The sequence below is a fragment of the Ruegeria sp. CDSA020 genome (assembly GCF_059612345.1).
Genome location: NZ_JBXWQK010000013.1, coordinates 23,666 through 43,055, shown reverse-complemented (window position 1 = coordinate 43,055; position 19,390 = coordinate 23,666). Strand labels below are relative to the sequence as shown.

At 56.9% G+C, this 19,390-nt stretch carries 20 protein-coding genes and 1 riboswitch; of the genes, 14 read left to right on the top strand and 6 right to left on the bottom strand.

The genetic code is table 11. The features are described from left to right. Window positions 1-2: 2 nt before the first annotated feature. Genes AC2FJW_RS18440 through fabA form a run of 4 tightly spaced genes read right to left on the bottom strand, consistent with a single transcriptional unit; the run spans window position 3 to window position 2,815 of the window. Window positions 3-188, bottom strand: coding sequence for a hypothetical protein (locus tag AC2FJW_RS18440; RefSeq protein ID WP_142639413.1), 186 nt, complete (start codon window positions 186-188; stop codon window positions 3-5). Between the two features lie 59 nt (window positions 189-247). Then, complete coding sequence (locus AC2FJW_RS18435; RefSeq protein ID WP_142639415.1) at window positions 248-1,039, bottom strand: enoyl-ACP reductase FabI; 792 nt, start codon at window positions 1,037-1,039, stop codon at window positions 248-250. Between the two features lie 5 nt (window positions 1,040-1,044). Next, a complete protein-coding gene (gene fabB / locus AC2FJW_RS18430) occupies window positions 1,045-2,274 on the bottom strand; it encodes a beta-ketoacyl-ACP synthase I (protein WP_496750989.1) in 1,230 nt (409 codons plus the stop codon). A 31-nt stretch (window positions 2,275-2,305) separates the two neighbouring features. Beyond that, the gene (gene fabA, locus AC2FJW_RS18425; protein ID WP_496750987.1) at window positions 2,306-2,815 is read right to left on the bottom strand and encodes a bifunctional 3-hydroxydecanoyl-ACP dehydratase/trans-2-decenoyl-ACP isomerase; all 510 of its coding nucleotides are present in this window, start codon (window positions 2,813-2,815) and stop codon (window positions 2,306-2,308) included. Window positions 2,816-3,002: 187 nt separating this feature from the next. On the opposite strand from fabA, the gene irrA reads away from it, so the two are divergent. Continuing rightward, complete coding sequence (irrA, locus tag AC2FJW_RS18420) at window positions 3,003-3,419, top strand: iron response transcriptional regulator IrrA (protein WP_142639421.1); 417 nt, start codon at window positions 3,003-3,005, stop codon at window positions 3,417-3,419. Between the two features lie 2 nt (window positions 3,420-3,421). Here irrA and AC2FJW_RS18415 read toward each other — a convergent pair whose 3' ends face one another. After that, window positions 3,422-4,312 (bottom strand): LysR family transcriptional regulator, encoded by an 891-nt coding sequence (locus AC2FJW_RS18415; RefSeq protein WP_246097313.1) that lies wholly within the window; start codon window positions 4,310-4,312, stop codon window positions 3,422-3,424. 86 nt (window positions 4,313-4,398) lie between these two features. Here AC2FJW_RS18415 and AC2FJW_RS18410 point away from each other — a divergent pair, with 86 nt between their 5' ends. Further along, entirely contained in the window at window positions 4,399-5,196 is a 798-nt protein-coding gene (locus AC2FJW_RS18410; protein ID WP_142639425.1) for a phytanoyl-CoA dioxygenase family protein, read from the top strand. Window positions 5,197-5,201: 5 nt separating this feature from the next. On the opposite strand, the gene AC2FJW_RS18405 is transcribed toward AC2FJW_RS18410, so the two are convergent. Further along, window positions 5,202-6,065 (bottom strand): hypothetical protein, encoded by an 864-nt coding sequence (locus AC2FJW_RS18405; RefSeq protein ID WP_496751032.1) that lies wholly within the window; start codon window positions 6,063-6,065, stop codon window positions 5,202-5,204. 121 nt (window positions 6,066-6,186) lie between these two features. Here AC2FJW_RS18405 and miaB point away from each other — a divergent pair, with 121 nt between their 5' ends. The 12 genes from miaB to AC2FJW_RS18345 all read left to right on the top strand — a co-directional run bounded on the left by miaB (window position 6,187) and on the right by AC2FJW_RS18345 (window position 19,288). Beyond that, window positions 6,187-7,506 carry a tRNA (N6-isopentenyl adenosine(37)-C2)-methylthiotransferase MiaB gene (gene miaB / locus AC2FJW_RS18400; RefSeq protein WP_496750985.1) on the top strand — a complete coding sequence of 440 codons (1,320 nt, stop codon included), beginning with the start codon at window positions 6,187-6,189 and terminating at the stop codon, window positions 7,504-7,506. A 182-nt stretch (window positions 7,507-7,688) separates the two neighbouring features. Beyond that, on the top strand, window positions 7,689-8,453 hold the full coding sequence (locus AC2FJW_RS18395; protein WP_496698792.1) for an outer membrane protein: 765 nt from the start codon (window positions 7,689-7,691) through the stop codon (window positions 8,451-8,453). Between the two features lie 142 nt (window positions 8,454-8,595). Then, window positions 8,596-9,618 carry a PhoH family protein gene (locus tag AC2FJW_RS18390; protein ID WP_142639428.1) on the top strand — a complete coding sequence of 341 codons (1,023 nt, stop codon included), beginning with the start codon at window positions 8,596-8,598 and terminating at the stop codon, window positions 9,616-9,618. A 39-nt stretch (window positions 9,619-9,657) separates the two neighbouring features. Further along, window positions 9,658-10,152 carry an rRNA maturation RNase YbeY gene (gene ybeY / locus AC2FJW_RS18385; protein ID WP_496750984.1) on the top strand — a complete coding sequence of 165 codons (495 nt, stop codon included), beginning with the start codon at window positions 9,658-9,660 and terminating at the stop codon, window positions 10,150-10,152. A gap of 35 nt (window positions 10,153-10,187) precedes the next feature. Then, a complete protein-coding gene (locus AC2FJW_RS18380) occupies window positions 10,188-11,075 on the top strand; it encodes a hemolysin family protein (RefSeq protein WP_142639432.1) in 888 nt (295 codons plus the stop codon). Then, complete coding sequence (lnt, locus tag AC2FJW_RS18375; protein WP_496750982.1) at window positions 11,072-12,568, top strand: apolipoprotein N-acyltransferase; 1,497 nt, start codon at window positions 11,072-11,074, stop codon at window positions 12,566-12,568. Before AC2FJW_RS18380 ends, lnt begins: the two co-directional genes overlap by 4 nt. A 42-nt stretch (window positions 12,569-12,610) precedes the next feature. After that, window positions 12,611-12,659: riboswitch (SAM-SAH riboswitch) on the top strand. Between the two features lie 5 nt (window positions 12,660-12,664). After that, complete coding sequence (metK, locus tag AC2FJW_RS18370; RefSeq protein WP_496750981.1) at window positions 12,665-13,846, top strand: methionine adenosyltransferase; 1,182 nt, start codon at window positions 12,665-12,667, stop codon at window positions 13,844-13,846. Window positions 13,847-13,975: 129 nt separating this feature from the next. Then, on the top strand, window positions 13,976-14,686 hold the full coding sequence (gene trmB, locus AC2FJW_RS18365) for a tRNA (guanine(46)-N(7))-methyltransferase TrmB (RefSeq protein WP_496678946.1): 711 nt from the start codon (window positions 13,976-13,978) through the stop codon (window positions 14,684-14,686). 69 nt (window positions 14,687-14,755) lie between these two features. Then, on the top strand, window positions 14,756-16,108 hold the full coding sequence (gene aroA, locus AC2FJW_RS18360; protein ID WP_496750979.1) for a 3-phosphoshikimate 1-carboxyvinyltransferase: 1,353 nt from the start codon (window positions 14,756-14,758) through the stop codon (window positions 16,106-16,108). Between the two features lie 5 nt (window positions 16,109-16,113). Further along, window positions 16,114-16,731: a (d)CMP kinase gene (locus AC2FJW_RS18355; RefSeq protein WP_496750978.1), complete on the top strand. Its 618-nt coding sequence runs from the start codon at window positions 16,114-16,116 to the stop codon at window positions 16,729-16,731. 101 nt (window positions 16,732-16,832) lie between these two features. Beyond that, window positions 16,833-17,348, top strand: a complete 516-nt coding sequence (locus tag AC2FJW_RS18350) for a hypothetical protein (RefSeq protein WP_271951586.1) — start codon at window positions 16,833-16,835, stop codon at window positions 17,346-17,348. A gap of 254 nt (window positions 17,349-17,602) precedes the next feature. After that, window positions 17,603-19,288 (top strand): tryptophan halogenase family protein, encoded by a 1,686-nt coding sequence (locus tag AC2FJW_RS18345; protein WP_496750976.1) that lies wholly within the window; start codon window positions 17,603-17,605, stop codon window positions 19,286-19,288. The last annotated feature ends 102 nt before the right edge of the window (window positions 19,289-19,390 follow it).

The window sequence follows — 19,390 nt, the reverse complement described above, 5'->3', positions numbered from 1 at the left end:
GATCAGCCTGAAAACAGGCTGGTCCATGATGCAAAGATCTCGCGTACATGCGGCTGAGTGAAGAATACAAACAGCATCAGCAGCATTGTTAGGGTCATCAAGGCGACGCGGCCCCTAAACCCCAGAAAACCCGGTTTTCGGCGGGAAACCCGCTTGCTGCTGGCGATGATTTGCTCTGCTTTGTTCATGCAACTATCCCTGCCTGCGAAAGATGGTCAAATCTTGGCACTGACAGGGAAAGAAATGGTCACATATGGTCCGGTTGAGGCATTCCCAGAACGTGGAAGCCACCATCAACACGAATAACTTCGCCCGAGGTGCAGGCCCCCGCATCCGAAGCCAGATAAACCGCGGTGCCGCCGACAGCCTCAAGCGTGGCATTGCTGCGCATCGGTGCGTTCTGGTCGCAGAACTTGAAGGTTTTGCGGGCCCCACCGATGGCCGCACCGGCCAGAGTTTTCATCGGACCCGGAGAGATTGCGTTCACCCGGATTCCGTCAGGTCCAAGATCGTTGGCCAGATAACGGGTCGCTGATTCTAGCGCAGCTTTGGCCACACCCATTACGTTGTAGTTGGGCACAACTCGGTTAGACCCCTGATAAGTCAGCGTCAGGATCGTGCCGCCGTTTTCTTTCATCATCGGATAGGCGCGGCGGGCCACTTCGATCAGCGAATAGGCCGAAATATCCATCGAATTCTTGAAATTCGCCCGGCTGGTGTCCAGGAACCGTCCGGTTAGTTCTGACTTGTCGGAATAGGCGACGGCGTGGACCACAAAATCTATGGTGGGCCAGCGCTGGGCAAGCTCGTCAAAAGCGCGATCCAACGACTCGTCATCGGTGACGTCCGCATCGACCATGAAATCGCTGCCAAGGCTCTGCGCCAGCGGTTCCAGCCGCTTTCCGAATGCCTCGCCCTGATAGGTGAATGCCAATTCGGCGCCCGCTTCGTGCATGGCTTTTGCGATGCCCCATGCAATCGAACGGTCATTCGCCACGCCCATAACGAGGCCGCGTTTGCCTTTCATTAGATCTGACATTCCATTCACCCGTTATACTTTGAAAGAACCATGGACCCGTTCGTCCCACCAAAGCCGAAGCTGTTGGTCATGACGCTGTCCAAACCTGCATTTTCAACTAGCTGAGTTGCAATTTCTCCGGGCTGGATGCCCTCGGCAAGCGTGTCGACGTTGATCGACGGCGTTATAAAATCATGTTCCAGCATCAAAAGGCAGAAAATAGCCTCCAGCGCGCCAGCCGCACCTTGTGCATGGCCTGTCATCGACTTGGTCGAGGAAATCGGCGGCACGCTACCCTCGCCAAAAATACGGCGTACAGCTTCGACTTCGCCGACATCTCCGACCGGGGTCGAGGTGCCATGGGCATTGATGTAGTCGACCTTGCGGCCTTCGGGCAGGGTGTCCAGCGCCAGACGCATGGCGCGTTCGCCACCTTCGCCAGAGGGGGCTACCATGTCGTGACCGTCGGAGGTTGCTGCAAAACCCGTCACTTCAGCATAGATTTTGGCGCCGCGTGCCAATGCGTGTTCCAGATCTTCCAGCACGACAATACCGCCTCCGCCGGATATCACGAACCCGTCGCGGTCTTGGTCGAATGCACGAGAAGCTTTTTCGGGCGTATCGTTGTATTTCGACGACATGGCACCCATTGCATCGAACAGACAGGACAAGGTCCAGTCCAGCTCTTCCCCGCCGCCCGCGAACATTACATCTTGTTTGCCCATCATGATCTGTTCTGCGGCATTGCCGATGCAATGCAACGAGGTCGAACAGGCCGAAGTGATCGAGTAATTGATGCCCTTGATCTTGAAGGCGGTCGCAAGGTTGGCCGAAATGGTTGAGCACATGCATTTAGGAACTGCAAACGGACCGATTCGCTTGGTTGCCCCGTTTTTCAGAACGGTCTGATGCGCCGTCAGCATGGCGCTGGTCGACGGTCCGCCCGATCCGGCGACAAGGCCGGTACGTGGGTTGGCAACCTGGTCTTCGGTCAATCCTGAATCGGCAATCGCCTGGCTCATCGCGATATGCGCATAGGCCGCTCCAGGACCCATAAAGCGCAGGGTGCGCTTGTCCACATGTTCGCTAACGTCGATTTTGAGCGACCCGGCGATCTGGCTACGAAAGCCATGTTCGACCATCTGGTCATTGGCCACGATGCCGGACTTGCCGGCCTTGAGTGAGGTCAGAACCTCTTCGGCATTGTTCCCGATGGAAGAGACAACTCCCAAGCCGGTGACAACTACTCGACGCATGTGCGTGCTCCTTATTTGGGGCCGGTCAGGCTCAGGCTTCGGACAGAACTACTTTCATGTCCTTGACATCGTAAATCATCTCACCGTCGGCTTCGACGATACCATCTGCGACACCCATAGTCAGGCGGCGGGTCTGGATCGCTTTCTTGAAGTCGATTTTATAGGTCAGCATCTTGCGGTCCGGGCGTACCATACCTGTCAGCTTGACCTCGCCCACTCCAACGGCCATGCCGCGCCCTTGCCAGCCGCGCCAGCCCAGGTTGAATCCGGTCAGCTGCCACAAACCGTCCAGGCCCAAGCAGCCGGGCATGATCGGGTTGCCGGGGAAATGGCAATCAAAGAACCAAAGGTCGGGCGTAATGTCGAATTCAGCAAGAATATGACCTTTGCCATGGGCGCCACCATTGGCCGAAATCTCGGTGATCCGATCCATCATCAACATCGGCGGGGCGGGCAACTGTGCGTTCCCGGGGCCGAATAGTTCGCCGCGGGCGCATTTCAGCAGATCGTCCTTGTCAAAGCTGCTTGGGAATTGGGCCATTCTGCGCCTCTCCTGCCAGGGGTCTTTCCATCTAATTTGGTCTCGTCTAGCACCCGTATGCAAGGTCCTGCAAGAGCAGTGGCCTACATCATGTTGTGTTTACATTATTCTCTGCGAATGAAATTCATTTGAAATTACCTGACTACAGCACTTATATATACCACAGCAACAAATTGGTATTGGACTGATGACAGCAGATTGCCAGAGCATAGCCACAGGTTGGTTGGTTCACGCCGGATTGCGTCCGACGCGTCAGCGCGTAGCATTGGCAGAGCTGCTGGTCGGTGATGGCCGCCATCGCCACGTCACCGCCGAAAGCCTGTTTGAATCGGCCAAACAGAACGGAGATGCTGTTTCTCTGGCGACGGTTTACAACACGTTGCGCGCCTTTTGCGATGCCGGGGTTCTGCAAGAAATTACCGTTGACGGATCGAAAAGCTATTTCGACACCAACACGCATGATCATCCGCATTTCTATTGGGAAGATGAGGGCCGGCTCAGCGATGCTCCGTCCGAACAGCTGGTCATCCAGCGACTGCCCGACGCGCCTGAAGGGGTTGAGATCGCGTCAGTCGACGTTGTGATCCGTCTGCGTAAAAAGTAAACTTACGTCATCAGTCCGGTCAGGATGTGCTGTGCCTTTTCGCTATGCGGATCCATAGGGCCTGTTCCATGCCGTGCCACAACAACGGGTTCTGCTGCGATTTCATCTGACACAGGTATGCTGACCAACGGCATCCCGTCATAGCTGGTCTTGGCAGGAATGTTGGCATAGCTGATGGCAACGCCTTCTCCATGCGCCGCGAGGCTGCGTTGGATCTCGGGCGACGCGGCCCGATGTGCGACATTGGGGTTCTGCCCAAGTTGACGGAAGAGACTCAGGAAATGCTGCGCAGATAGTCCCTCGTTCGATAGTATCAGGGGGTAGGCCATTACATCCTGCAATGATACCTGCGCCCGATTGGCCAAGGGGTGGCCTTTTGTCATAACCGCGATTGGTCGATTGGTGAACAAGGTGGTCGTGGAAAAGGCCGCATCCAGTGTCAGGCCATAAGTCAAGGCAAGGTCGATCTCACCATTGACGAGGCCGGAAATCAGGCCCTGAAATTCGTCTACGCGATATGTGATATCAACTTCGGGCATGTTCTGTCGCAGGCTATGCAAAGCCTTTGCCAGCAGGAAAGGCGCGAGGTCGTCGAAACAGCCCAGACGCAGGCGCGTGGTTGCGGTCCCGTCTGTTCCAGAATTTTCCAAACGTGCGGCACGTGTCAGCAGGGCCTCGGCGTTTTCAATAAAGCTACGTCCCTGCGGTGTCAGCGCCATAGCCGCTCCGCGCTTTCGGATAAACAGCGGATAGCCCAACTGGTCTTCGACCCGGGTTAGCGCATTCGACAGGGCTGGCTGCGAAACATTTAGATGCAACGCTGCAGCAGACAGGCTGCCATGCCGTCCGATGGCGCAGACATATTCATATTGGCGTAGGGTAACGTATAACATAAAGTTAACTATACATTTCAAAGATATTATTTGAATAGATGAAAATTTCATGAGCAAATTCAGGTTAAATTCGAACGGAGGCGCAGATGGCACACCCCCTGGTTACGCAAGAGATGATTGACACATACCAACAGGACGGCGTGGTTCTGATCAAAGGTTTGTTCGCCGACTACGTGGATACGCTGCGTGACGGCATCGCGGCCAATATGGCTGAACCCGGACCATATGCGTCGGACAACCAAAAACAGGGCGAAACCGGTCTGTTCTTTGATGATTACTGCAACTGGTCGCGTATCGAACAGTTCCAGAACGTGATCCACAATTCACCGGCAGCCGAGGTCGCAGCGGATCTGATGCAGTCGCAAACCGTACAAATGTTCCATGACCATGTTCTGGTGAAAGAACCAGGCACGTCGATGGCAACGCCGTGGCACCAGGATGGGCCATACTATTTCGTCGAGGGCCGTCAGACGATCAGTTTCTGGTCGCCATTGGACCCGGTGACACAGGCCACCCTTCGTTGTGTGGCAGGTTCACATAGATGGGAGAAAGAGGTTCTGCCCACGCGTTGGGTCTCGGAAGAAGGGTTTTTCGCGGATGAAGGCCAGTACATCCCCATTCCCGACCCCGATGCCGAAGGTATGAGGGTGGTTGAATTCGAAATGGAACCCGGTGACGCGGTTGCCTTCAACTACCGTACGCTGCATGGCGCGCGTGGAAACCAGTCTGACAGCCGCCGCCGTGCTTTTTCCTTGCGGTTGGTTGGGGAGGATGCGCGATATGTGGAACGTCCGGGGCGCACTTCGCCTCCGTTTCCGGGCCACGACATGCAGCCCGGGCAGCGTTTGCGGGAAGATTGGTTCCCGGTTCTGCTGCGACGCTGAACTGCCTAGAACCACTGCCCCGATTCGATGAGCCCCAGTTCCAGCAGCTGCTGGGATGACCACTGGAACCGAGCTGAGTTGCGCCAGCGGAAGCTGGGGATGTCGAAGGTCGACCCCGCGTTGCTTTTGAGCGCCTTGGCTGCGCGGAAGGAACAGATCGCCGCCGTCAGATTGTGGTGCCATGGGCAGGAATAGGTGTTGTACTCGGGCTCATTGAACGTGTGGTCAGGCAGTAACAACAGATCATTTCGCGATTTGAACAGCCCGATTCTGTCGATACGGCGGCGTTCATAGGGGATGTGATCTTCGAACCGCCAGCGCAAACCGCCGGATATGTCCAGCTGTCTTTCCAGCGGGTGTCCTTCGGCATTGTGTCGGGCATGTGCGTAATACCCGGTGCTGTCCAGCATGGCTTGGTCTGGGGCAACCCCATTTGGAAACGCGCCCAAGTCATCAGCATACAGGTCGATCACATGGGTTAGCATGGCGTTCCGGCGTTCTTCGGTGTGGAAAGCCAGCAACTCTCCGATCGTGCGCGTTTCACAGAAAGAAAAGAACAGGTATTCGGCATTATAGCAGTAGTACATCCAAAGATCCGGGGCGGCCCGAATGACCTGATTAACCGTGTCAAAGACAACGGTTCTGGGTGCACATGTCAGCGTCACCCTGTGGATGCGCTCGGTCAGTTTGGGATCCAGCGCAAAGGCCTCGGGCATAAACACGATCAGTGATTTGAAGCCAAGGTTCAGATGGTGCCGGATGGTGCCGTCGATCTCGACATCGTCTTCGGCGAAGATCATCGCAACCGGACCTTTGGCCAACGCGGCCTTGCCGGATTGAAGGAAAGAAGTGAGACTGTCGTACTGCATTGCCTGTCCGGCCCCGTCCAACTGGAGTTTTCGGCCAAAATCGGGTAATCGCGCTGGCATTGCAAGCGGCGTTCGTTGGGTATAGATGACGCCGATCCCGCGAACGCAAAGGCCCAACCCCATGTCAGAACCCAAAAAGCTGTACATCAAGACCTATGGTTGCCAGATGAACGTCTATGACAGCGAGCGTATGGCCGAGACCCTGGGGGGGCAGGGCTATGTCGAAACCCAGAGCCCGGATGACGCGGATATGATTCTGCTGAACACCTGTCACATCCGGGAAAAAGCAGCCGAAAAGGTCTATTCCGAGCTGGGGCGTTTCAAAGGGTTGAAAGCCGAAAAACCCGATCTCAAGATCGGGGTCGCGGGCTGCGTCGCGCAGGCCGAGGGCGAAGAAATCATGCGCCGTCAGCCCCTGGTCGATCTGGTGGTTGGCCCGCAAAGCTATCACCGTCTGCCTGAGATGGAAGCCAAGACGCGCGAAGGCGCCAAGGCGCTGGACACGGATTTCCCCGAAGAGGACAAGTTCGAAAAGCTCAAGAATCGTCCCAAGGCCAAGCGTGGCCCCACCGCTTTTCTGACGGTTCAGGAAGGCTGCGATAAATTCTGCGCCTTCTGCGTGGTGCCCTATACCCGAGGCGCCGAAGTCAGCCGTCCGGTGGACCGTATCGTCCGCGAGGCACAGGATCTGGTCGAACGTGGCGTGCGCGAGATCACTCTGCTGGGTCAGAACGTCAACGCCTATCACGGTGCTGGACCGAACGGCGACATGTCGCTGGCGGGACTGATCTGGGAGTTGAACAAGGTCGACGGGCTAGAGCGCATCCGCTTTACCACGTCGCACCCGAATGACATGGCCGACGACCTGATCGAGGCGCACGGCACCTGCGAAAAACTGATGCCCTATCTTCATTTACCGGTCCAGTCGGGTTCGGATCGCATTCTGAAGCGAATGAACCGCAGTCACACAGCCGAAAGCTATTTGCGTCTGATCGAGCGTATCCGCGCTGCGCGTCCGGATATTGTCATGTCTGGTGATTTCATCGTTGGGTTCCCTGAAGAAACCGACCAAGATTTTCAGGCCACCATGGATTTGGTCGAGCAGGTCAAATACGGCTATGCCTATTCGTTCAAGTATTCGACGCGCCCGGGAACGCCCGCAGCCGAGCGGTCTCAGGTTGATCCTGGGGTGGCGGATGACCGCCTACAGCGGCTGCAGGGATTGATCACGCGTCATCAGCGCGAAATTCAGGATGCCATGGTTGGACGCAAAGTCCGCGTTCTGTTCGAAAAAACCGGCCGGTTGCCGGGACAGATAGTGGGAAAATCTGAATATCTTCATTCGGTTCACGTCTCTGACGCGGATGTGGAGATTGGTGCGTTGCGGGACGTTTTGATCACCGGATCAGGTGCGAATTCTCTGGCGGGGCAGTTGCTCTGACCCGTCCTTTATCTGTGATGCGGATACCATCGCTGGTATTTGTTTCCAAGATTTACCCTTGATTTATCACTTGGAATTATGTTCCGAGAAAAGTCAGGTTTTTTCGGGGCCTAGGCTAACGCCTCCTGAAACGGCATATCAGTGCTGATCCTGGTGTCGGATCGGGATGACGGAGGGTGCGAGTGAAACTTTTGAGATTTAGTGCAGGGCCTAATATCAGGGTTGCTCTTCCCGCAATGGCCGCGTTGTTTCTGGTACTCAATTCCGCTGCTGCAGGGAATCTGGATCCGGATTTATCTGAACCGCCGGTAATATCGTCAGCACGGTATGGCAGCGATGTCAGCGCCTTCTATCTGGGTTTGACAGCCGGCTATTCGACCAGCGGCTCGGACCGCTTTGGCCTGACGACGCCTACAGATACGTTCGCTGTCGGCGAATTGGACCTCACCGGCAGTTACGGTGGTATTCGGGGCGGTTGGCGCGGTCTTCTGCCCGCAAAAGGCGGGCGTGACTACGTCTATGGGGTCGAGTTGGGCTATGATTTCGGATCTCTGGACGATGAAGTGTCGACGCAGATCGGAACCTCGGTCGTCAATGGCGGTTCAGAGATTTCGGATGTCATCTCAATTCGCTTTCGGAACGGTCTGACAAACCCAAGTGGCAGAGTGTTATACTTTATTTCCGTTGGTTACGTGCATGGCGATATAACCACGACCAGTTCGATTACATCCGGGGCAACAACCCAGTCCTTTCAGGATAAAGACAGTCGAAAAGGGTTCTCGGCCAGCATTGGCGCCGAGCACAAATTGAATGAGAACTGGTCGATCACTGGGGAATATGAATACGTCCGGTTCGATTCTGAAACCGTCGAATTTGACAACGGGTTTACGACCAAATCGACGCCCCGTTACCGTGGTTTGCGGTTTGGCCTGAACTATCAGTTCTAGGTTTGCCTGTTTAGAACGTTCGCGTTGCCTCCAACTTGATCGGCGGTTTTACCATTCTGTACGGAAAATTTGAATCTCTGGCTTGCGCCCACCAAGAAATGTTGTCTACGCTTGGGGTGAAACGCCCAGACAGGAGAGCGGATTGGCCATTGGCGCCCTGAACCCACCGCAAAATGAAACGCCCCAGCGGGAAGCGTTTGTTGAATTTCCAGACAATCGGTTATTGATAGATCTTTGCGGCGAATATGACCGCAACCTGACCGAAATCGAACAGAAGCTGACCGTACAGATTGTGCGCCGTGGCAACCAACTGGTTGTCATGGGTGACGACGAATCCCAAAAACAGGCGATCGAAGTTCTGCAAGCGCTGTATACCCGCCTGGAAGGTGGTCGTGACGTAGAAGCAGCGGATGTAGACCGCGAACTTCGCATGGGCGGGTCGGAAACAGGAACCGGCAGCCGGGATGGCGATCAGCTTGAGATGTTCAAGGGTGGTTCGGTTGAGATCAAAACCCGCAAAAAGCTGGTCGAGCCGCGTACTGACGCCCAGAAAGTCTATGTTCAGTCCTTGTTCAACAATGAGCTGGCCTTTGGCATAGGTCCGGCGGGCACGGGGAAGACCTATCTGGCCGTGGCCGTTGGCGTATCGATGTTTATCGGCGGGCATGTCGACCGCATCATCCTTAGTCGTCCCGCCGTCGAAGCGGGCGAAAAGCTGGGATATCTACCTGGCGACATGAAGGACAAGGTCGATCCCTATATGCAGCCGCTCTATGATGCGCTGAATGATTTTTTGCCCGGGAAACAACTGGCCAAACTGATCGAGGAAAAGCGCATCGAGATTGCACCTCTGGCGTTCATGCGTGGCCGTACGCTCGCGAACGCCTTCGTTGTGCTGGATGAGGCGCAGAACGCCACGACCATGCAGATGAAAATGTTCCTGACCCGTTTGGGCGAAGGCAGCCGCATGGTCATAACAGGCGACCGGTCACAGGTTGACCTGCCGCGCGGGGTTCAGTCGGGATTGGCGGATGCAGAACGGCTGTTGAGCACGATACCAAATATCAGCTTCAACTATTTCACCTCCAAGGATGTTGTCCGGCACCCACTTGTCGCCGCGATCATCGAAGCGTATGAGGCCGATACGGGCCGTGAAACGGGTTGATCTTCTGGGTCCCGGTATCGGGATTTTGGACATGGTGGCATGAACCTGGAACTATCGGTTGAAGACACGCGCTGGGACGGGCTCGAGTTTTTGGCAGAGCGCGCCACAAGGGCGGTTTTGGATCATTTCGATCTTGATGCGGACCTGTGTGAGGTTAGCCTGCTGGGATGCGACGATGCACGGATCGCCCAGTTGAACACGGAATTCCGCGAAAAGGCGTCACCGACCAATGTGCTTAGCTGGCCAGCCGAAGATTTGGCTGCGGACTCCGCCGGGCAGACTCCGATACTCCCTGAACCCGATTTCTCAGGGGAAATTGCTCTGGGCGATATCGCGATTTCTTATGATACTTGTGCCCGCGAGGCGGCGGAGGCAGGGAAAAACATGGATGATCATGTCACACATCTGATCGTTCACGGCCTGTTGCATTTGCTGGGTTATGATCACATTCGTGATCTCGACGCCACGCTGATGGAGGGTGTTGAGGTGGAGATACTTGGCAAACTGGGTATTGATGACCCATATAATGCTTAGAGCGAGCCTTTCGGCTTATCATTTGGAATGGGAAAATGGGCGAAACAGACGGCAGTTCTATGGCGGCGCAGGGCGCGCAACCGAAGGACGGCAACGAAAATGTCACTGAGAGACCAGGACTTTTCTCTCGAATAGTGGATGCGTTCTCAACGCAGAGTGAAGACTCGGCTTCTGAGGTCAATGGGCAAGAGGTCGATCCGGCTCAACCTCGCGGCATGATTAATCTGCGCCGGATGCGGGTCGAGGATGTGGCGATTCCCACGGTCGAGATCGTGTCAGTACCGTCGACGATATCCAAAGATGAGCTGGCCCAGGTTTTCCGGGAAAGCGGTCTGTCCAGGATACCTGTTTATGAAGGAACGCTGGATACGCCTTTGGGCTTTATCCACCTGAAAGATTTCGCGTTGACGCACGGGTTCAACGGCGGCTCGACTGAGTTTGATCTGGTGTCGATGTTGCGGACATTGCTGTTCGTGCCGCCGTCGATGCCGATCGGTGTGCTGATGACCAAAATGCAAACCGAGCGCCGCCACATGGCATTGGTGATCGACGAATATGGTGGTGTCGACGGGTTGCTGACGATCGAAGACCTGATCGAACAGGTTGTTGGTGAGATCGCGGACGAACATGATGCGGATGAAAGCCAACTTTGGGTTCAGGAAAAACCTGGATGTTATGTGGTGCAGGCGCGGATTCCCCTTGAAGATTTCGAAGCCGAGATCGGGCGTTCCTTGACCAGCCACGAGGATGTCGATGAGGAAGAGATCGACACGCTTGGCGGGTTGGTCTTCATGTTGTCCGGACGGGTTCCGGCACGAGGAGAGGTTGTTCTGCATCCGGAAGGGCCTGAATTTGAGGTGATTGATGCGGATCCGCGGCGCATCAAACGGCTGCGTGTCATGCTGCCGGATATCGTTGCATGAGCCTGATACGGGCTTGGCCCATTTGGCTTAGATTTGTCCTTTCTGGTTTGTTGGGAGGACTGGCTGCATTTGGTCTGGCTCCCTTTGGGTATTGGGTGGCTTCTGTATTGGCGTTGGTGTTGGTCGCACCGATATTTCAGAGCACCGAGACACGTGCGCGTGCGGCGTGGATCGGTTGGGCGTTTGGGACCGGGTATTTCGCCCATGCACTCAGCTGGATTGTCGAGCCGTTTCTGGTGGACGCCGATCGTCACGCTTGGATGGCTCCGTTTGCTTTGGTCTTCATGGCTGGTGGTTTGGCGCTGTTCTGGGCGCTGGCATTCTGGGTTGCACGCAGGCCCGGCGCGCGCGGGGTTTCACAGGCGTTGTTTCTCGCCTTGGCAATCTCGTTGGCGGAATGTGCCCGCGGTTATGTTCTGACCGGGTTCCCCTGGGCCGGGCTGGCGCAGGTCTGGGTCGAGACCCCTGTTGCGCAGCTACTGTCACTTTTTGGGCCTTACGGGCTTGGGGCGCTGACCTTGGTGGCGACACTGCCACTAGGGGCGGCTTTGGCGCTGCGTTCCGGAGTATTCGTACCCTTGGGCATCAGTGTGGCATCGGTCGCATTGGCTTTGGGCTATGCGGGGACGCGGCCCGCTGTGGTCGAAACGGGACATATCGTTCGCTTGGTTCAGCCCAATGCGTTGCAACATCAGAAATGGGATCCAGAGTTTGCACCTCTTTTCTTCGCACGTCAGATCGAGTTTACTGCCGCCGAACCACAGCCAGACCTGATCGTTTGGCCTGAAACCTCGGTTCCCGCCTGGCTGGGCAGCGCGCAGCCGTATTTGGATGCCATCGCCGAGGCGGCGCAAGGCACGCCGGTTGTTCTGGGAATTCAACGAGGCGACGGGCCGCGTATCTACAACTCGATGATCTACCTTGATGTGGATGGGGCTCAGCAGGGGCTGTACGACAAACATCATCTGGCGCCTTTTGGCGAATATGTTCCGTTTGGCGACGTGATGGCGCGGTTCGGGATCTATGGCATGGCTGCAACCACCGGACATGGGTTCAGCGCCGGGTCGGGGGCGGCGCTGCTGGATGCAGGCCCATTGGGTAAAGCGCTGCCGTTGATCTGCTACGAAGCTGTGTTCACCCAGGATGTCCTATCCGCGCCGGGGCGCGCTGATTTCCTTCTGCAAATCACCAATGATGCGTGGTTCGGAACGCGCTCGGGACCGTATCAGCACCTGGCTCAGGCACAGATGCGCGCCATCGAGCAGGGGCTGCCCATGATGCGTTCGGCCAATACCGGCGTCTCCGCCATGATTGACCCGCTTGGCCGGATCACCGAGGCCCTGCCGCTTGGGCAGGCGGGCTATATTGATGCCGGACTTCCGGCGCCTCATTCTCCGACGGCTTATTCCCGAATGGGGGATAATCCTGTCTTTGCCGTGTTATTGGTGCTGTTTAGCCTGTTATGGTACCGGCTGCGGCGGCGAAACCTATGATTTCGCATTGACCCTCAGTTTCGGGGGGCTTATCCCCTCTTGTGCCCATCACAACGGCTTCCTGGCGTGACGGGGTAATCTTAATGGAGCACTTGTATGTCCCGACAGAACTATACCTTTACTTCGGAATCCGTTTCCGAAGGGCATCCGGATAAGGTTTGTGACCGTATTTCCGATGCTGTACTTGACGCATTTCTGAACGAAGAACCCGAGGCACGCGTTGCGTGCGAGACCTTTGCGACAACGGATCGCGTGGTGATCGGCGGCGAAGTGGGGCTGTCTGATCAGGACAAGCTGCATGACTATATGGGCCGCATCGACGAGATCGCCCGCGCCTGTATCAAGGATATCGGCTATGAGCAGGATAAGTTCCACCACGAGACGGTAGAAGTTACGAACCTGCTGCATGAGCAATCTGCACATATTGCGCAGGGCGTAGATGCGTCGGGTGACAAGGACGAAGGTGCTGGCGATCAGGGCATCATGTTCGGCTATGCCACCACCGAGACACCCGCGCTTATGCCTGCGCCGATCCAGTATTCCCATGCAATCCTGCGCCGTCTGGCCGAGGTGCGCAAGAACGGGACCGAGCCTGCGCTGGGCCCGGATGCGAAATCGCAGCTGTCAGTGATCTACCAGGATAGCAAGCCGGTTGGCGTCAGCTCGATCGTTCTGTCAACCCAGCATCTGGATGAGACGCTGAGCTCGGCCGATATTCGCGCCATTGTTGAGCCGTATATCACCGAAACCTTGCCCGAGGGTTGGCTGACCGATCAGACCGATTGGCACGTGAACCCCACCGGCAAGTTCGTCATTGGCGGTCCGGATGGCGATGCGGGTCTGACCGGTCGTAAGATCATCGTGGACACTTATGGTGGTGCAGCGCCTCATGGTGGCGGAGCGTTTTCGGGCAAAGACCCGACCAAGGTAGACCGTTCGGCGGCTTATGCCGCGCGTTATCTGGCTAAGAATGTCGTGGCCGCAGGAATGGCCGAGCGTTGCACGATCCAGCTGAGCTATGCCATTGGCGTTTCCCGGCCTCTGTCGATCTATGCGGACACGCATGGCACGGGGCAGATCGCGGATGATCGGATTGAAAAAGCCGTCAGCCAGGTGATGGACCTGACCCCACGTGGCATCCGTCAGCATCTGGAGCTGAACAAGCCGATCTATCAGCGCACAGCAGCCTATGGCCATTTTGGTCGCCAGCCGGAAGCGGATGGGGGTTTCAGCTGGGAGCGCACAGATCTAGCAGACGCGTTGAAAGCGGCGGTTTGATCTGACTGGTATTAATAGGTGCGCCCTTGCGGGCGCGCCTATTTCTTGGGAAATGTATGAGAGGCGGCGGCTATTCTGCTCTGCCGCCGCCCCTTGCCTCTGAGCCGTCCCCGCAGTATGGGCACCGCCATGAGCACCCAGACACCCCAACGCCCCCGCAGAAACTTTTATGGCCGGTTCAAAGGCAAGACCCTGAAGCAAAGCCAAAAGACGTATCTGAGCGAAGACCTCGATGCGCTGTCTCCGGGTGCTGTGGACTGGGAGAGCAATCCTGAACGCAATCCGCTGGATCTGAAGGAACTGTTCGGTGGCAAGGATGTCTGGCTTGAGATCGGCTTTGGCGGCGGCGAGCATCTGGTGCATCAGGCGGCCAGCAATCCGGATATCGGCATCATTGGGGCTGAACCCTATATCAACGGTGTTGCCATGTTGTTGGGCAAGATTCGCAAGGCTGGGGTCGAGAATCTGGCGGTGCATCCCGGCGATGCGCGCGATCTTTTTGATGTCTTGCCCGAAGCCAGCATATCACGCGCCTTTCTTCTGTACCCCGATCCCTGGCCCAAAACCCGGCATCACCGCCGTCGGTTCGTGACCCCAGAGCATCTGGAGCCGTTGGCGCGGTCGTTGAAACCGGGCGCGATCTTTCGCGTTGCAACAGATATTCCCGACTATGTCCGCCAAACGTTGGAAGAGGTGCCGGGCGCTGGTTTCGAATGGTTGGCGGAACGCCCCACCGATTGGCGTGAGCCTTGGGAAGACTGGATTTCCACGCGCTATGAGCAGAAGGCCCTGCGCGAAGGGCGGACACCGCATTACCTGACCTTCCGCCGCAACGACTGATTGCGGCTGGACCAAGCGCCTCCAATTCGCTAATCGGCTTGGGAACTGATAGCGAAAACAGGAGCCCCCATGTCCGGACACGGCACGCCCATCCCGATGACCTCGCACCCTTGCGGTCCGCTGACCGGAACGGCCGAGGTGCCTGGTGACAAGTCGATCTCGCACCGATCGCTGATCCTGGGCGCGATGGCCGTGGGTGAAACCCGGATCACCGGTCTGTTGGAGGGTGAGGACGTTCTGGACACCGCAAAGGCGATGCGTGCATTTGGGGCTGAGGTGACGGATCACGGGGGTGGCGAATGGTCAGTCCATGGTGTGGGCGTCGGTGGCTTTGCCGAACCCGATCAGGTCATTGACTGCGGCAACTCGGGCACCGGCGTTCGGTTGATCATGGGCGCGATGGCGACCTCTGCTATCTCCGCGACATTCACGGGGGATGCCAGCCTCAACAAACGCCCTATGGCGCGGGTAACCGATCCTCTGGCGTTGTTTGGTGCGCAATCTGTAGGACGCACCGAGGGGCGCCTACCTATGACGATTGTGGGTGCAGCAGACCCTGTCCCAGTAAAGTACGAGGTTCCTGTTCCCTCTGCACAGGTGAAATCTGCCGTTTTGTTGGCAGGTCTGAACGCACCGGGCAAGACCGTGGTGATTGAGGCCGAAGCGACCCGCGACCATTCCGAGCGGATGCTGGCTGGGTTTGGTGCCGAAATCACAGTCGAGGATACCGATGAGGGGCGCGTTATCACCCTGACCGGGCGGCCCGAATTGAAGCCGCAGGTGATCGCGGTCCCCCGTGATCCCTCCAGCGCGGCCTTCCCGGTCTGTGCGGCGCTGATCACCCCCGGGTCTGATGTTCTGGTTCCGGGCATCGGCCTGAACCCGACACGCGCGGGTCTGTTTACCACTCTGCGTGAGATGGGTGCTGACCTGACCTATGAGAATGAACGTGAAGAGGGCGGCGAACCGGTTGCCGATCTGCGCGCGCGCTATTCGCCCGATATGAAGGGAATCTCGGTTCCTCCGGAACGGGCGGCGTCGATGATTGACGAATATCCTGTTCTGTCTGTGGTCGCGGCAAATGCCACGGGCACCACGATGATGGGCGGCGTGAAAGAGCTGCGCGTCAAGGAAAGCGACCGCATTGATGCGATGGCCCGAGGGCTGCGCGCCAATGGTATCACCGTCGATGAGGGCGATGATTGGTGGTCGGTGGACGGTCTGGGAATTGGCAATATTCCTGGCGGCGGCACCTGTGAGAGCTTTCTGGATCACCGGATCGCGATGTCCTTTATGGTTATGGGTATGGGGGCGAAAAATCCGGTCGAGGTCGACGATGGCGGCCCGATCGCAACGTCTTTCCCGATCTTCGAACCGTTGATGGCTGGCCTTGGTGCGCGGCTGCAGCGAAACAACCGGTAAATGCGATGGCAGTTGCCAGTTTCACCATAGCAATCGATGGCCCGGCAGCAGCGGGGAAGGGCACAATTTCCAATGCCGTTGCCGCCCATTTCGGGTTTGCGCATCTCGATACCGGCCTGCTTTACCGTGCGGTTGGCCGCAGAACGCTGGAAGGTGCCGACCCGGTTAGTGCCGCGCAAACGCTGACAGCCGAGGACCTGGATCAGGGTGATCTGCGCACGGCTGAAATCGCGCAAGCGGCCTCAAAAGTTGCAGTTATCCCCGAGGTGCGGGCTGCATTGGTCGATTTTCAGCGCGCCTTTGCGCGCCGCGCGGGCGGTGCGGTGTTGGACGGTCGTGATATCGGAACCGTTATTTGCCCGCGGGCCGAGGTGAAACTGTTTGTCACCGCCAGCGCCGAAGTGCGCGCTGAGAGACGGTTTCTGGAACTGGACGCCAACGGCCATGAGGTTACACGCGCACAGGTGTTGACCGATGTGCGTGAGCGGGACGCTCGGGATGCCGAACGCAGCACGGCACCTATGAAGCCAGCTGGGGATGCGGTCATACTGGATACCTCGGACCTGAGCATTGACGCGGCTCTTGCCCGCGCGATTGAGGTCATCGAACCAGTTCTGCCCTAGGGCCGTTTGCCAGAGCAAACACAACTTTGTTCACTAAGCTTTGTTTGGCCAGCGCCCGAGGCGTCGATTACCTTGGTATCGACATCTGCCGGAGGTGATTGATGTTCCGCCTGATTTTGATTTTTACCTTTCTCGCCAGTGCGCTTTCAGCGCAAGAGGCAGAACCGCCAATGACCTACGAGCGTTTGGGCAAGATATTGTTTGCGCTTGACCCCGAGACAGAGCCTCTTGGGCCGGGCTTTCAGCTTACCATCGCGGAGGTTCCCGTTCTGGTGATTACCGACGTCAATGCGGACCGGATGCGGGCCATGGTGTCGATCCAAAGTGTCGAAGATCTGAGTGCTCAGGACATGCAACGGATGATGCAGGCGAATTTCGACAGTACCCTGGATGCGCGATATGCGATTGCCAATGGCACCTTGTGGGCTGCGTTCATCCACCCCTTGTCGCGGCTGGAAAGGGATCAGTTGATCTCGGGGCTGGCCCAGACGGTGAACATCGCCAACACCTACGGCACCTTGTATTCCAGCGGAGTTGCGGAATTTGGCGGCGGCGATAGCAATGATCTTCAGCGCGCTCTGATCGAAGAGCTTCTGAAAAAAGGCGAGGATATCTGACGCAGGGCCGGTACTTGCGCATTTCCTTTCTCGCAGCATCCACCATCCTAAAGAAAGTCGCGCAGTGGCGAGCGGCCTGTGTTGCCGGGTCTGATGACCCGACATGTATGCAGGTTCGGCCGTCATAGTGCCTAGCTGGATGCAGGAAAGCTGTTATAGTTTCCCTCAGGCAAAAAGGGAAAGCTGCTTTACAAGCCCCAAAATCAAAAAGGGCAGGCGGCTAAAAAACCCCAAAACCAACAGGGACAGAAAATATGAATAATCGTTTGCGAAAGATCACCATTGTGGGTGGCGGCACGGCAGGTTGGATGACCGCGCTGATCCTGGAAATGGTGTTTTCACGCACGTCAGCACCCAAGGATCGCCCGCGTATCTGCCTGATCGAAAGCCCCAATATCTCGACTGTGGGCGTCGGCGAGGCCACCGTTCCACGGATGCCGGTCACGCTGCGCCAGGCCGGCATTTCAGAGCGGGATTTCTTCCGTGAGACCAACGCCTCGTTCAAGCTGGGCGTGAAGTTTTGTAATTGGAACAAGGACGCCAAAGGCAATCGCATTGATTACGTGAACCCTTTTGCGCATGGCCAGTTGTTAGAGGGGTTAGAGCCCGCAGAATACTTCCTGCGCTTTGGCAATGGCGATAGGGATTTCACGCAGTCCATCTCGCCCCATGATGATCTGGCGCGCCTGTGCAAAGGTGGGCGGCCACTGGGTCAGCCAGAGTTTGAGCAGCGGTTCGGCTATGCCTATCATCTGGATGCTGTGAAGTTTGCAGGCATGTTGACCAGGGTTTGCACCAAGCGCGGCGTTGAGCATATCCAGGACGAGGTGAAATCGGTCGAGCTGGATGAGCAGGGCAATGTCAGCCATCTGATGCTGGAAAAGAAAGGCCGCCATGACATTGAGATGGTCGTGGATTGCACCGGGTTTCGCGGCTTGATTATCAACAAGGCGCTGGGCGAGCCTTTCATGGATTATTCTGACTATCTGCCCAACGACCGCGCCATGGCGTTGCAGATCGAGCACCCGGATCCAGAAAAAATTGAAAGCGTCACACGGTCCACCGCACTTGGTGCAGGGTGGACCTGGCGGGTGCCACTCTTTAACCGTGTGGGCACGGGCTATGTCTACTCATCTGCGCATCGCACGGATGAACAGGCGGCGGATGAATACCTCGAATGGCTGGGCGACAGCGGCAAAGGTGCGACGCCGCGCGTGATCCCGATGCGTATCGGACGAGTGCGCAATGCCTGGGTCAAGAATTGCGTGGCGATCGGACTGGCCGGAGGGTTCATCGAACCGCTGGAAAGTACAGCGATCCACATGATTGATCATGCGGTGCGCTGGTTCGCCGAGCATCTGCCTACGCGGGACATCGAACCGTCGCTGCGGGCGAGATATAACAAGCAAATGGACAAGCTCTATGACGAGGTTCTGGATTTCATTTGTCTGCACTACCGCTTGGGCAACCGCACGGATGATCAATATTGGATCGACGCGCGGACCGAAATGAAGATACCGGATCGGCTGGCCGAGAACCTTGAACTGTGGCAGCACCGCCTGCCTTTGGAACGAGATATCGAGTTTGCAACGCTTTTCGATTTCCGCGTCTATCAAACGGTTCTTTTGGGTAAGCAGGTCTATGATACGGGCTATGGCGCCGGCATCCGCGATCGCTTGCGGCCGTTGAAGAAACCGATCTGGTTCCAGTGGTGGAAAGGCGCGAAAGTGGATCTTGCGCAGATACTCAGATCAATGCCTGATCACAAAACCCTGCTGCGCGATATCCGGGGCGAGCTAGAGCGCCCAGCCTTTGGAAAGGCCGCAGCAGCGAAGCCAACCGTCGCGATGCCGGGCGCGGCCCCGGCACCATTGGCGGTCCAGAACATGCCGAATTTTGCCGAAATCCAAAGCGGCTCAAAAGATCTGCAACTGTTTTAGGCGCTCAGTCCTTTCGGAGCTGAAGAAGAATGCAAATCGACCCGACCTCAGCCATGCAAGGCTGGGGTTTGCGTGTTATTTTGTGATATGCACGGTAAAACT